This window comes from Nonomuraea sp. NPDC050643, from assembly GCF_040654715.1.
GTDB lineage: Bacteria > Actinomycetota > Actinomycetes > Streptosporangiales > Streptosporangiaceae > Nonomuraea.
On record NZ_JBFAIM010000026.1, the window covers coordinates 18,505 to 31,840 of the forward strand.

Annotated in this window: 11 protein-coding genes; 7 read left to right on the forward strand and 4 right to left on the reverse strand. The window is 70.8% G+C overall.

Features of this window, described 5'->3' with window-relative positions; translation table 11 throughout:
* The first annotated feature begins 165 nt into the window (after positions 1-165).
* The 5 genes from AB0I15_RS31530 (at position 166) to AB0I15_RS31550 (ending at position 6,120) form a co-directional block, all read left to right on the forward strand.
* Entirely contained in the window at positions 166-1,158 is a 993-nt protein-coding gene (locus AB0I15_RS31530; protein WP_358103047.1) for an ABC transporter permease, read from the forward strand.
* Between the two features lie 50 nt (positions 1,159-1,208).
* Positions 1,209-2,975 carry an ABC transporter substrate-binding protein gene (locus tag AB0I15_RS31535; protein WP_358103050.1) on the forward strand — a complete coding sequence of 589 codons (1,767 nt, stop codon included), beginning with the start codon at positions 1,209-1,211 and terminating at the stop codon, positions 2,973-2,975.
* A gap of 84 nt (positions 2,976-3,059) precedes the next feature.
* On the forward strand, positions 3,060-4,073 hold the full coding sequence (locus AB0I15_RS31540; RefSeq protein ID WP_358103053.1) for an ABC transporter permease: 1,014 nt from the start codon (positions 3,060-3,062) through the stop codon (positions 4,071-4,073).
* Complete coding sequence (locus AB0I15_RS31545) at positions 4,070-5,095, forward strand: ABC transporter ATP-binding protein (RefSeq protein ID WP_358103056.1); 1,026 nt, start codon at positions 4,070-4,072, stop codon at positions 5,093-5,095. Before AB0I15_RS31540 ends, AB0I15_RS31545 begins: the two co-directional genes overlap by 4 nt.
* The gene (locus tag AB0I15_RS31550; protein WP_358103059.1) at positions 5,092-6,120 is read left to right on the forward strand and encodes a dipeptide ABC transporter ATP-binding protein; all 1,029 of its coding nucleotides are present in this window, start codon (positions 5,092-5,094) and stop codon (positions 6,118-6,120) included. Before AB0I15_RS31545 ends, AB0I15_RS31550 begins: the two co-directional genes overlap by 4 nt.
* A 75-nt stretch (positions 6,121-6,195) precedes the next feature.
* Here the strand turns inward: AB0I15_RS31550 and AB0I15_RS31555 are convergent, their stop codons facing one another.
* From AB0I15_RS31555 to AB0I15_RS31565, 3 genes are all read right to left on the reverse strand, one after another.
* Positions 6,196-6,879: a response regulator transcription factor gene (locus AB0I15_RS31555; RefSeq protein ID WP_358103062.1), complete on the reverse strand. Its 684-nt coding sequence runs from the start codon at positions 6,877-6,879 to the stop codon at positions 6,196-6,198.
* The gene (locus AB0I15_RS31560; RefSeq protein ID WP_358103065.1) at positions 6,876-8,033 is read right to left on the reverse strand and encodes a sensor histidine kinase; all 1,158 of its coding nucleotides are present in this window, start codon (positions 8,031-8,033) and stop codon (positions 6,876-6,878) included. The genes AB0I15_RS31555 and AB0I15_RS31560 overlap by 4 nt, the downstream gene beginning before the upstream one ends.
* A 109-nt stretch (positions 8,034-8,142) precedes the next feature.
* A complete protein-coding gene (locus AB0I15_RS31565; protein ID WP_358103068.1) occupies positions 8,143-9,003 on the reverse strand; it encodes a RecB family exonuclease in 861 nt (286 codons plus the stop codon).
* A gap of 115 nt (positions 9,004-9,118) precedes the next feature.
* Here AB0I15_RS31565 and AB0I15_RS31570 point away from each other — a divergent pair, with 115 nt between their 5' ends.
* Positions 9,119-10,255: a site-2 protease family protein gene (locus AB0I15_RS31570; protein ID WP_358103071.1), complete on the forward strand. Its 1,137-nt coding sequence runs from the start codon at positions 9,119-9,121 to the stop codon at positions 10,253-10,255.
* A 344-nt stretch (positions 10,256-10,599) separates the two neighbouring features.
* Complete coding sequence (locus tag AB0I15_RS31575; protein ID WP_358103074.1) at positions 10,600-12,051, forward strand: FHA domain-containing protein; 1,452 nt, start codon at positions 10,600-10,602, stop codon at positions 12,049-12,051.
* 305 nt (positions 12,052-12,356) lie between these two features.
* Here AB0I15_RS31575 and AB0I15_RS31580 read toward each other — a convergent pair whose 3' ends face one another.
* A complete protein-coding gene (locus tag AB0I15_RS31580; RefSeq protein WP_358103077.1) occupies positions 12,357-13,190 on the reverse strand; it encodes a sugar nucleotide-binding protein in 834 nt (277 codons plus the stop codon).
* Positions 13,191-13,336: the final 146 nt, after the last annotated feature.

Consider the following 13,336-nt stretch of genomic DNA (forward strand, 5'->3'; position numbering starts at 1 on the left):
GATCGATACGAATGCGTTTCGCATCAATCACAGATTAGCCACATAGCGGCCTGAGGGACTAGTCAGCGCAGCTCAGGCCATAGATTCTGCCTCCTGAGGTCGCGACTCGCGGTCTAAAGTCAGTACGTAAAGACAGCGTCGTCTGGTACCAGGGGGCAATTAGGCATGACCGCACCGCTAGACGTTTCCGGTTCCGCCGCAGAAGCGCATCCGGAGTCTGTGCTCGCGGGAGCGGGCAAGGCGATCCAGGGCCGATCGCTGACCCGCATCGCCTGGATGCGGCTCCGGCGTGACAAGGTCGCCCTCACCGGCGGCGTCTTCGTCGTGCTGCTGATCCTCGTGGCGGTCTTCTCCTCGCCGATCATCTCGGCCTTCGGGCACCCTCCGCTGGAGTTCCACCAGGACCAGATCGACCAGAGCACGCTCCTGCCCAAGGGCACCTTCGGCGGCGTGAGCGCCGAATACCCGCTCGGCGTCGAGCCCGTCAACGGCCGCGACATCTTCAGCCGGATCGTCGCCGGCGCCTGGATCTCGCTGCTGATCGGCTTCCTCGCCACGATCGTCTCGGTCGTCATCGGCACCACGCTGGGCGTCATCGCCGGCTACTTCGGCGGCTGGGTCGACCAGATCATCGGCCGGCTGATGGACGTCTTCCTCGCCTTCCCGCTGTTGGTCTTCGCGATCGCGCTGGCGGGCGTCATCCCCGACAAGGGATTCGGCCTGGAGGGCAACGGCCTGCGCATCGCGATGCTGATCTTCATCATCGGCTTCTTCAGTTGGCCCAGCATCGGCCGCATCGTCCGCGGGCAGACCCTGTCGCTGCGCGAGCGCGAGTTCGTCGACGCGGCCAAGAGCCTGGGAGCGCGCAACGGCTACATCCTCTTCCGCGAGGTGCTGCCGAACCTGATCGCGCCGATCCTGGTGTACTCGACCCTGCTGATCCCGACCAACATCCTGTTCGAGGCCGCGCTCTCGTTCCTGGGCGTCGGCATCAACCCGCCCACCCCGACCTGGGGTGGGATGCTCTCCGAGGCGGTTCGCTTCTACACGCTGCCCCACTTCGTGCTCTTCCCGGGCTTGGCGATCTTCGTCACCGTCTTGGCGTTCAACCTGTTCGGCGACGGGCTGAGGGACGCCTTCGACCCGCGGGCACACTGAACCTTCGCCAACGCTTCATCCCCCGCATCCCACTAACAAGGGGTTAGTCAATGAGAAGGAAACACGCACTGGCAGGAGCCGCGACAGCGGCGCTGGCCCTGGTGCTCTCCGCCTGTGGCGGCGGAGGTGGCGGTACACCACAGCAGCCCGCCCAGTCGGCCTCCGGCGGCGCCGCGCAACCCGCGTTCAACACCGCCCTCACCCAGGTGTACAACCCGTCCACGAAGAAGGGCGGGACGCTGAAGGCGGCCCACTCCTCCGACTGGGACAGCCTCGACCCGGGTGACACCTACTACGGCTACTCGTTCAACTTCGGCCGGTTCTATTGGCGGACGCTGACGATGTACAAGACGGGGCCCGGCCCCGACGGCAACACCGTGGTGCCCGACCTGGCCGAGGGGCTCGGCACCCCCAGCACCGACGGCAAGACGTGGACGTACAAGCTCAAGGCCGGTCTGAAGTTCGAGGACGGCACGCCGATCACCGCCAAGGACGTGGCGTACGCGGTGGCGCGGAGCTTCGACAAGGAGACCTTCCCGCACGGCCCCTCCTACCTCAACGAGCTGCTCGCCTGGCCGAAGGACTTCAAGGGCGTCTACAAGACCCCTGACGTGGACTACAAGTCGGCGGTCGAGGCCACCGACGACACGACGGTCGTCTTCCACCTGACCAAGCCGTTCGCGTCCATGGACTACGTCGTCCAGATGCCGATGACGGCCCCGGTGCCGAAGGACAAGGACACGGGCGCCAAGTACAAGGAGAAGGTCGTCTCCTCGGGCCCGTACAAGTTCGAGACGAACGAGATCGGCAAGCGCTTCTCCCTGGTCCGCAACGACCAGTGGGACCCGGCGACGGACCCGAACCGTCCCGCGCTTCCCGACAAGATCGAGGTCCAGCTCAACGTCAACGCCGACGACCTCGACAACCAGCTCATCTCGGGCAGCATCCAGCTCGACATCCCGGGCACCGGCATGCAGCCGGCCGCCCTGGGCAAGGTCCTGCCGGACCCGGCGCTGAAGGCCCGTACGGACAACCCGACGATCCCCAGGCTCTGGTACGTCTCGGTCATCCCGGACACCCCGCCGCTGGACAACGTCGAGTGCCGCAAGGCCGTCCAGTTCGCCGCGGACCGCGTCGCCAACCAGACCGCCTTCGGCGGCCCGCTGGCCGGTGGCGACCTCGCCACGAACGTCATGCCGCCGCCCATCGTCGGCCAGGAGAAGTTCGACCTGTACGCCTCCCCCGAGAGCAAGGGCGACGTCACCAAGGCCAAGACGGCCCTGACCGCCTGCGGCCAGCCGAACGGCTTCTCCACCACGATGTCCTTCCGCTCCGACCGTCCGCGCGAGAAGGCGCTGGCCGAGGCGATGCAGCAGGCGCTGGACAAGGTCGGCATCAAGCTCACGCTCAAGGGCTTCCCGGCCTCCAGCTACTTCTCCGACTACGCGGGTAACGTCGCGTACGTGAAGAAGAACGGCATCGGCCTGGCCACCCACGGCTGGGGCTCCGACTGGCCCGACGGTTACGGCTTCCTCCAGGCCATCGTCGACAGCCGTACCATCCGCGCCGCGGGCAACTACAACCTCAGCGTCAAGAACCCCGAGGTCGACAAGCTGATCGACCAGGCCTCGGCCGAGCTCGACGCCACCGCCCGCGAGAAGCTCTGGGTCGACGTCGACAAGAAGGTCATGGAGGACGCCTCCATCCTTCCCGTGGTGTGGGCCAAGTCGCTGCTCATGCGCGGCCAGGGCGTGACGAACATCGCCTACAACGAGGGCCAGAGCATGTACGACTACGTGCTGCTCGGCGTCGAGTGACCAGGCGAGGTTCGGGGATCTAGCGAAGGCAGGTGAAGGCAGGAGTGGCCCGCCCACGTCGGGCGGGCCACTCGGCCGGTAGCGGTGGTCACATACATCATCAGGCGTCTGATCGGCGCATTCGCCATGCTGATCGTGATCAGCATGGTCACCTTCGGCATCTTCTTCGTGGTGCCGCAGTGGGCGGGGGCGACACCCGAGGCCCTGGCCTCGCGGTACGTCGGCCGCGCGGCCACACCGGAGACCGTCCACCTGGTGGCCGAGCGTCTCGGCTTCAACGACCCGGTGGTCGTGCAGTACGGCAGGTTCCTCAAGGGCCTGGTCGCCGGCGCCGAGTACGACTACGGCGCGGGCGTCGAGCAGTGCCCCGCGCCCTGCTTCGGCTACTCCTTCATCAGCGGGCAGCCCGTCTGGCCGGACCTGGTCGACCGCATGCCGGTCACCTTCTCCCTGGCCATCGGCGCCGCGATCATCTGGGTGGTGGCCGGGGTGAGCGTGGGTGTGATCTCCGCGCTGCGCAGAGGCAGCTTCTTCGACCGGCTCTCGATGGGCACCGCCCTGGCCGGCGTGTCCCTGCCGATCTTCTTCACCGGCATGATCTCCCTGGTCGTCTTCAGTTACGGCCTGGGCTGGACGCCGCCGGGAGGCGCGTGGACCGACTTCACGGTCAATCCCGCGCAGTGGGCCTTCAACCTGCTGCTGCCGTGGATCACCCTGGCGTTCCTGTTCGCCGCCGGCTACGCCCGGCTCACCCGGGCCGGAATGCTGGAGACGATGGGCGAGGACTACATCCGCACGGCCCGGGCCAAGGGCCTGCGGGAGAACCAGGTCGTGGTCAAGCACGGCCTGCGCGCCGCGCTCACACCCATCCTGACGCTGTTCGGCATCGACTTCGGCCTGCTCATCGGCGGCGCCGTCCTCACCGAGACCACCTATACTCTGCCCGGGCTCGGCCAGTTCGCCATCCTGGCCATCAGGAACCAGGACCTGCCCCAGGTCATGGGCGTCGTCCTGGTGGCCGCCGGCTTCGTGGTGGTCGCGAGCCTGATCGTCGACCTGCTGTACGCCGTGGTCGACCCGAGGGTGAGGTTGTCGTGAGCTTTCTTGAGGTCAAGGACCTGAAGATCCATTTCCCGACCGACGACGGGCTCGTCAGGTCCGTGGACGGGCTGTCGTTCAGTGTCGAGCGCGGCAAGACCCTGGGCATCGTGGGGGAGTCGGGCTCCGGCAAGAGCGTGACCAGCCTCGGCGTGCTCGGGCTGCACAAGGGCGGCCGGGCCAGGCTCTCCGGGGAGATCTGGCTCGACGGGGAGGAGCTGATCGGCGCCTCCGCCGAGCACGTACGCGGGCTGCGCGGCAAGAAGATGGCGATGATCTTCCAGGATCCGCTGTCCTCGATGCACCCCTACTACACGGTCGGCCACCAGATCATCGAGGCGTACCGGATCCACAACGACGTCTCCAAGCAGGTCGCCCGCAAGCACGCCATCGACATGCTCGGCCGCGTCGGCATCCCCGAGCCGGCCAGGCGCGTCGACGGCTACCCGCACGAGTTCTCCGGCGGCATGCGCCAGCGCGCCATGATCGCGATGGCGCTCTCCTGCGACCCCGAGCTGCTCATCGCCGACGAGCCCACCACGGCGCTCGACGTGACCGTGCAGGCCCAGATCCTGGACCTCATGCGCGACCTGCAGCGCGAGTTCAACTCCGCGTTGATCATCATCACGCACGACCTGGGCGTGGTGGCCGAGCTGTCCGACGACATCCTCGTCATGTACGGCGGCAAATGCGTCGAATACGGCACCGCCGACGACGTCTTCTACCGGCCCGAGCACCCCTACACCTGGGGACTGCTGGGCTCCATGCCCCGGCTCGACCGCGAGCGAACCGAACGGCTGCTGCCGATCAAGGGCTCGCCGCCGTCCCTGATCAACGTGCCGCCCGGCTGTGCCTTCCACCCCCGCTGCCCGTACGCCGAGCGCACGGACGGCAAGGCGATGACCGAGGTCCCTGCCCTGTCCGAGACCGAGGGCGGCCACCTGGTGCGCTGCCACATGGACAAGGCCGAGCGGCAGAGCCTGTGGGCGAACGAGATCAAGCCAGTCCTGGAGACCCAGTGAGTGACAACGAGCTGCTTCTTTCCGTGCAGAACCTGGAGAAGCACTTCCCCGTGACGAAGGGCCTGCTCAAAAGGCAGGTCGGCGCCGTCAAGGCGGTCGACGGGATCAGCTTCGACGTGTTCAAGGGCGAGACGCTCGGGCTCGTGGGGGAGTCCGGCTGCGGCAAGTCCACCACGGGACGGCTGGTCACCAGGCTGCTCGAACCCACCGGCGGCAAGGTCGAGTTCGAGGGCCAGGACATCACGCACATGCGGCAGGGCAGGCTCCGCCCGCTCCGCCGCGACATGCAAATGATCTTCCAGGACCCCTACTCGTCGCTCAACCCCCGGCACACGGTCGGCGCCATCGTCGGCGCCCCGTTCCGGATCCAGGGCGTCAAGACCGAGCACGGCATCAAGAAGGCCGTCCAGGACATCCTGGCGCTGGTCGGGCTCAACCCCGAGCACTACAACCGCTACCCGCACGAGTTCTCCGGCGGGCAGCGGCAGCGCATCGGCATCGCCCGCACCCTCGCGCTCAAGCCCAAGCTGATCATCGCCGACGAGCCGGTCTCCGCGCTCGACGTGTCCATCCAGGCCCAGGTCGTCAACCTGCTGGAAGACCTGCAGACCGAGCTGGACCTGACCTACGTCGTGATCGCCCACGACCTGTCCGTCGTCCGGCACATCAGTGACCGCGTCGCCGTCATGTACCTGGGCAAGATCGTCGAGATCGCCGACCGCAAGCAGCTCTACAGCGCGCCGATGCACCCGTACACCAACGCGCTGCTGTCGGCCGTGCCGGTGCCCGACCCGAAGGCGCGCCGTGACCGCGATCGCATCCGGCTGACCGGCGACGTGCCCAGCCCGCTCAACCCGCCGCCCGCCTGCCGCTTCCACACCCGCTGCTGGAAGGCGCAGGAGATCTGCAAGACGGTCGAGCCGCCCCTGGAAGAGCTGGCCAGCGGCCACCGCGTGGCCTGCCACTTCCCGGAGAACGCCCCGGCGGTCGCCTCCTCCGAGACGCCCGCGGCGACGACCGGCTGACACCGGCACGATCGGCCGAAGCACGACGACGGCCCGCCCGGAAGCTGCGGGCGGGCCGTCGTCGTCGGGCTCACGTCACGATAACGCGCCCGGCGTGATCAGCCCGGTCTCGTAGGCCAGCACCACGGCCTGCACGCGATCGCGCAGCCCCAGCTTGGTCAGCACGTTGCCCACGTGCGTCTTGACCGTCGTCTCGCTCACCACGAGCTTGGCCGCGATCTCCGCGTTGGACATGCCCTTGGCGATCAGCCGCAGCACCTCCAGCTCGCGCTCGGTCAGCCGGTCGAGCCGCGCCGGAGCGGACTGCTCGTAGGCCGACGGCAGCCGCGTCGCGAACCGGTCCAGCAGCCGCCGCGTCACGCTCGGCGCCACGATCGCGTCTCCGGCCGCCACCACCCGGATCGCCTGCACCAGCTCGTCCGGCGGCACGTCCTTCAGCAGGAACCCCGACGCGCCCGACCGCAGCGCCTCCACGATGTACTCGTCCAGGTCGAACGTCGTCAGCACCAGCACCTTCGGCACGTGCGCCGTCGGCGCCGCCTCCCGCACGATCCTGCGGGTCGCCTCGATGCCGTCGACCCCGGGCATCCGGATGTCCATCAGCACCACATCGGGCAGCAACGCCCTCGTCTGCTCCTGCGCCCCCTTGCCGTCGCCCGCCTGTCCCACCACCGTGATGTCGGGCTCGGCCTCGAGGATCAGGCGGAATCCGGTACGCAGCAGCGGCTGGTCGTCCACCAGCAGCACTCTGATCGTCATTGGCCGTCCTTCAACGGGAACCTCGCCCGCACCTCGAAACCGCCCCCGGGTAGCGGACCGATGCTCAGGATTCCACCATAGAGGGCCACCCGCTCGCGAATGCCCACCAAACCATGGCCTGACCGCCTCGACACCTCCACCACACCCCGCCCGTCGTCCTCCACCCGCACGTCGAGCTCGCGCGGATCGTAGCGGATCGTCACCACGGCCTTCGCATCGGATCCGGCGTGCCGCAGGCTGTTCGTCAGCCCTTCCTGGACCAGCCGGTAGGTGGCCAGGTCGACCCCCGCGGGCATCGGCCGCGGCTCGCCCTCGATCAGCAACTGCGTGGGCAGCCCCGCCTCCCGCATCTGCTCCACCAGCGCCGGCAGATCCCGCACCCCCGGTTGGGGGCCCAGCTCGGCACGCGCGTCCGTCCGCAGCACGCCCACGATGTTGCGCATCTCCGTCATCGCCATCCGGCCCGTGTGCTCGATCGCCGACAGCGCCTCGCGCGCCAGGTCGGGATCGGCGGCCAGCACCCGCCGCGCCGCCGCGGCCTGCACGGTCATCACGCTCACGTGGTGCGCGACCACGTCGTGCAGCTCGCGGGCGATCCTGGAGCGCTCCTCGGCCCGCGCCGCCCGCGTGTCGGCGGCGTGCGCCCGCTCCAGCCGGGCCGCCCGGTCCTTCAGCTCCTCCAGGTACGCCCGCCGCAGGCGCAGGCTCCGCCCCGCCCCCCACACGGCCACCAGCACCACGGCCACCACCACGTGCTCGCTCCAGCCGCCCACGCGTACGGGCCCGGACACCGCGCTCAGCACATAGGTCATCAGCGTGACCACCAGAGCGCCCAGCGCCATCGCCAGCCCCCGGTGGGAGGCCACCGAGTACAGCAGCACCACGCAGGACAGCCCCAGCATGCCCGTGGTGTAGCCCAGCGCGCTCAGCAGCGTCTCGGGGACCAGCGCCGCGCACATGGCCGCCAGCGGCCACGCACGGCGCACCGCGACGGGCGCGCACGCCAGCAGCACCAGCGCCACCCCGAACGCGTCGGGCGGCCGCATGCCCGCCGCCAGGCGATCAGGCCCGTAGAGTGCGAACACGGCCACCGACGCCGCGGCCACGATCCCGGCGAGCACCGTGTCGTGGAGCCTGGTCCGGTCTATGCGCACCGTTTCACTGTAGGTCCAGGTGAGAGCCCATAACCTCCTACCTCGGGAGGATTACCGCGCACACGCCGACCGGGACCGGGCCCGGCACACCCTGCCCGCGCCGCCCGGGTCAGAGCTCGTCGGTCGCCGCGCGGCGGCTGCTGCGGACCGTGTCGCCCGGCTGCCGGTCGGGCACCGGCGGCGGAGTGCCGCCGAACTCGGGGCAGAGCGCCTGATGATCACACCAGTCGCACAGCCGCGTGCGGCGCGCCCGCCACTCGCCCGTCTCCAGCGACCGCTCGATCGCCGCCCACAACGCCATCACCTTGCGCTCGGTGGCCAGCAGATCGGCCTCGTCGGGCGCGTAGCGCAGCACCTCGCCCTGGCCGCCCAGATAGACGAGCTGCAGCAGGCGCGGCACCTCCCCGCGCAGCCGCCACAGCACCAGCGCGTAGAACTTCATCTGGAACAGCGCCTTGGCCTCGAAGTCCGGCCCCGGCGCGCTGCCCGTCTTGTAGTCGACCACCCGGACCTCGCCGGTCGGCGCCACGTCGAGCCGGTCGACGTAGCCCCGCAGCATCAGCCCGCCGTCGAGCACCGCCTCCACGTAGAGCTCCCGCTCGGCCGGCTCCAGCCGCGTCGGGTCCTCCAGCGTGAAGTAGCGCTCCAGCATGCCGCGCGCCTGCGCCAGCCACTCGGCCTGCTCCGCCTCGTCGGCGAACATCTGCCCGTATTGCGCGTCATCGTCGAGCAGCCGCCGCCACTGCGGCTCCAGCAGCTCCAGCGCCGCCTGCACCGAGCGCCGGGGCGCCGGCAGGTCGTAGAGGCGCTCCAGGACCGCGTGCACCACCGTGCCACGCACCGCCGCCTGCGACGGCTTCTCGGGCAACTGGTCGATCACCCGGAAGCGGTAGAGCAGGGGACACGTCATGAAGTCGCCCGCCCGGGAAGGGGAGAGAGCTCCTATGATCACCGGTTCGGTCAACGTCATGCACCGCACTCTAGGTCAAGACCCCGACAGAATAACTCCCGCGGGACGAGGATCACGTGATCCGGCGCGTAGCATCAAGGCAGCAACAGCACGTAATGGACGTTCAAGGAGTGCGGTGAGCGAGCAGAGCCCCCGGCAGGAGTTCTCCGGTCTTCGGATGGGGAAGCCGTTCGGCATTCCGGTCTATGTCTCGTGGACATGGTTCCTCGTGGCCGCCTTCATCACCGTGATGTTCGGGCCACGGATGCAGCAGATGCTGCCCGAGCTCGACAGCACCGTGGCGTACGCGGTCGCGTTCGTGTTCGCGGTGCTGCTGTACGTCTCGGTGCTGCTGCACGAGCTCGCGCACAGCGTCCTGGCGAAGTGGTACGGCCTGCCGGTGCGCAGGATCACCCTCTACCTCCTCGGCGGCGTCTCCGAGATCGAGAAGGAGCCGCCCACGCCCGGCAAGGAGTTCGCCATCGCCGCGGCCGGGCCCGCGCTCTCGCTCGGCCTGGCCGGCATCGGCCTGGCCGCCGACGTCTACCTGATCGACAGCGGCGGCATCCTGGAGGCGCTGACCTGGCAGCTCTGGGTGGCCAACCTCATCGTCGGCGTCTTCAACCTGCTGCCCGGGCTGCCGCTCGACGGCGGCCGGATGCTGCGCGCCGGCGTGTGGCGGCTGACCAGGAACCCCGGCTCCGGCACCATCGTGGCCGCCTGGGGCGGGCGGGTGCTGGCGGTGCTGCTGGTGGTCTTCCCGGTCGCCACCTCGCTGTCGAGCGGGCAGGACATCGACCCGGTCGACCTGGTGTGGCCGCTGGTGCTGGCCTCGTTCATCTGGATGGGCGCCAGCCAGTCGCTGCGCGTGGCCAAGATCCGGGCCAGGATCCCGCAGGTCGACGCGCGCGCCCTGGCGCGCAGGGCCATCCCCGTGACCGCCGAGACGCCGCTGTCGGAGGCGCTGCGGCAGGCCGGCGAGAGCCGGGCGGGCGCCCTGGTCGTCGTCGACCACGAGGGCAAGCCCCTGGCGATCGTCAACGAGGCCTCCGTCCAGGCCACCCCCGAGCACCGCCGCCCGTGGGTCAACGTGGCCTCCCTCGCCAAGTCCCTCGAGCCCACCATGGTGCTCGCGGCCGGCCTGACGGGTGAGCCGCTCATCGACGCCATGCGCGCGGCCCCGGGCAGCGAATACCTGCTCGTCGAGGACAGCGGCGAGATCTACGGGGTGCTCGCCACGGCGGATGTGAACAGGGTTTTCAGCGGCGTCTGATTTGTCCCACTCGTTTAAGGCGCGGCCCCTCGATAGGGTCGTGTCCAGCGGTTTCAGGTGGCCGGGGCCGACTCCGGCGATTTCTGCGATGCGACGACTGGCCGATAGTGTTCTGTTTGGCCAAACTTGCACAGTTAAGGGGTTTGTTGCGGGTCCACCGGTTCACCGAATCGAGACGAGGGGGCCGCGACACGGCCTCGTCGTCTGGGTATGCGTATGGCTGGTGGGGCCAGCACGGCAGTGCGGGTGCCGTACATATCGCCGGCTTCCGGGGAGGAGAGTTGAGTGACCGAGCGCAGCGAGGGCACCGATGAGCGCAGCACGGTCGTCATGAGGGAGGACGCATGACCGACCAAGGCTTCGGAGTGGTGCGTCCGCTTCCTGGAAACGGCCTCGTCGCCTACCTGGGCGGGCTGCTGCTCGTGTGCGACGCCGACGAGTCCGCCGCCGACGACCTGCTGGCCGCGCTGCGCGAGACGGCCGCCTCCGGCGGCGACGGCAGGGCGCTGGCCCGCCGAGCCGCCCAGGTGCTGGCCGCCAACATGGCGGGCGACCCGGCCACGTGCGCGGTCGCCGGCCCCGTCGGCGGCGGTGTCGCCGTCCTGGTCAGCGGCTCGGCCGCGGCCACCATCCGCACCGCGGGCGGCGAGACCCGGCTCGCCGGCAGCGACTCCCTCACCTGGGCCGACCGGCTCGTCACCGGCACCGTCGAGCGCGTCGAGCTGAGCCTGCCCGGCGCCGGCAGCCCCCACCCGGCCGTCCGCTTCGAGGGCGGCGTCGTGCACGGCGGCGGCCTCGTCGGCGACCTCACCGACCAGCCCCCGGCCCCCGCGCCCGCCCCGTCCAGGCCGCTGACCAGCGAGATGCCCGCCACGGCCTTCCACCTCGAGGCCGACCTGATCCAGCCGCCGGCGCAGCAGCCCGTCGAGCGCCCGCCCTACCCGCTGGCCGACCAGCCGCCGATCACGCCCGGCCCGCCCTCGGGCCCCCAGCCGGCGCCCCCGCTGGAGCAGCCGTCCTACCACACCCCGCAGGACCAGGCGCCGCCCTACCTGCCGCCGCAGGAGTCCCCCTACTTCCCGCCGCAGGAGCCGCCCTACCAGCCGCCGCAGGAGCAGCCGCCGCCCCTGCCCGAGCAGCAGCAGTTCCCGTCCTACGACGAGCCGCCGCCCTCCGGCAACGGCGCCGGCGAGCCGGTCCCGCAGCACCTGGGCCCGCCCGACCACTACGACCAGCCCGCCCCGCCCCTGCTCGGCCAGCCCGACCACTACGACCACCCGGGCCCGCCGCAGCAGCAGGAGCAGCAGCAGGACCATGGGGACCGCCCGCTGGTCTACGGCGTCGACTGCAAGAACGACCACTTCAACGACCCCCGCGTGCCCTACTGCGCGGTCTGCGGCATCGCCCTCGTGCAGCGCACCCTCGTCCCCTACAAGGGGCCCCGCCCGTCGCTCGGCGTCCTCATCCTCGACGACGGGACTGCGCTGCCCCTGGAGACCGACTACCTGCTGGGCCGCGACCCCGAACGCGCCCCCGAGGTGGCCGGCGGCACCGCCAGGCCCGCCAAGGTCACCAGCCCCGACGGCTCGGTCTCCCGCCGCCACCTGCGGGTGGCGCTGGACGGGTGGGACGTCAACCTGGTGGACCTGGGCTCGGTCAACGGCACCCAGATCCAGCCGCCGGGAGACCCCAACTTCTACGACATCCCGCCGAACGAGCCCGTCACCATCGCCCCGGGCACGACGGTCCGGGTGGGCGTCTCCCGCACCCTCCGCTTCGAGGCGCACCGAGGCTAGACCCGTTCGCGAACGCCCGCGTCCCCGGAATGGGGCGCGGGCGTTCGCGTGTTCCGGGCACCTGATCGTCGCGGGGGAGGAGGACGGCGGCCCGGCGTGATGGACGGCGAGCCCTCGCCGGCGGAGCGATCGGCCGGCCCGCGGCGGACGGCGAGCGGCGGTGACCGGGTGGCTCGCGGTGGACGGTCAGCGGCGGTGAGCGGCCGGCCCGCGGCGGGGGTTCGGGGGCCGCGGTGATCGGGTGGGTCGTCCGGGCGGTCCACGTTCACGGGCGGGGGCGGCTGAGCGGTGGGCGTTGGGGGCGGTCAGGGGGCGGGGCGGGAGAGGAACTCCCGGGCGCCGCGCAGCCTGGTCGTGAGGCGGCGCCGGGTGGCCGTGGAGTCCAGGCGGACGTCGAGCGGCCCCGGGACCCCGGCGTCGGCCCGGCGGCCGGCCGGCAGGCGCGCCGGGTCCAGGCCGTCCCTGCGGGCGATGAGGACGCCCAGGTCGTACCGGGTCACGGCGTCGGCCCCGGCGGCGTGCAGGACGCCCGTGTGGCCGCCCGCCGCCACCTCCAGCAGCGCCGCCGCCAGGTCGCTCACGTGCACGGGACAGCGCACGTCGTCCGTGAACAGCACCCCGCCGCCGCGCCCGGCCGCCAGCGACCGCACCAGGCCCTCGTGCGCCGACCGGCCGTGACCGACGATCAGGGACGTCCGCACGACGGCGGCGGACGCGGGCAGGACGGCCCGCACGGTCGTCTCGGACGCCGCCTTGGCGGCCCCGTACGGGGTGATCGGGTCGGGGGCGCACGTCTCGTCGTAGGGGGAGGCCGAGCCGGAGAAGACGGCGTCGCTGGAGACGTGCACCAGCCGCCCGCCCGTCCGCGCGACGGCCACGGCGACGTGCGCGGCCCCGTCGGCGGTGACCGCCCACGCGTCCTGCCGGTACGCGGCGTTGACCGTCACCTCCGGCCGGTACGCCTCCAGCACGGCCGCCACGTCCTCGCGCGACCGGACGTCCATGGGCAGCCACGCCGCCTCGCGCGGTTCGCCGGGCCGGGTGAGGTAGGTGGCGGCCACCTCGTGCCCCGCCGCCGCGCACAGCCGTACGAGCTCGCGGCCGAGGAACCCGCTCCCGCCGACGATGATCACCTTCACGGACCGTCACGCTACCCTCTCGCTGCTCGCCACGTGCGGCGGTTCGCCGCCCGGCCCCGGTCGCGTGGCGGGAGCGCACGCAGGTGATCACTTATTTCTCGTCGTCGGACCCGCCGGGACGGAAAAGCCATATCTGCCGGTGCGGG

Coding starts and splice junctions, on each gene's coding strand:
- AB0I15_RS31530 (WP_358103047.1), top strand. CDS start 166: ATGACCGCACCGCTAGACGTTTCCGGTTCCGCCGCAGAAGCGCATCCG.
- AB0I15_RS31535 (WP_358103050.1), top strand. CDS start 1,209: ATGAGAAGGAAACACGCACTGGCAGGAGCCGCGACAGCGGCGCTGGCC.
- AB0I15_RS31555 (WP_358103062.1), bottom strand. CDS start 6,879: ATGACGATCAGAGTGCTGCTGGTGGACGACCAGCCGCTGCTGCGTACC.
- AB0I15_RS31565 (WP_358103068.1), bottom strand. CDS start 9,003: ATGACGTTGACCGAACCGGTGATCATAGGAGCTCTCTCCCCTTCCCGG.
- AB0I15_RS31575 (WP_358103074.1), top strand. CDS start 10,600: ATGACCGACCAAGGCTTCGGAGTGGTGCGTCCGCTTCCTGGAAACGGC.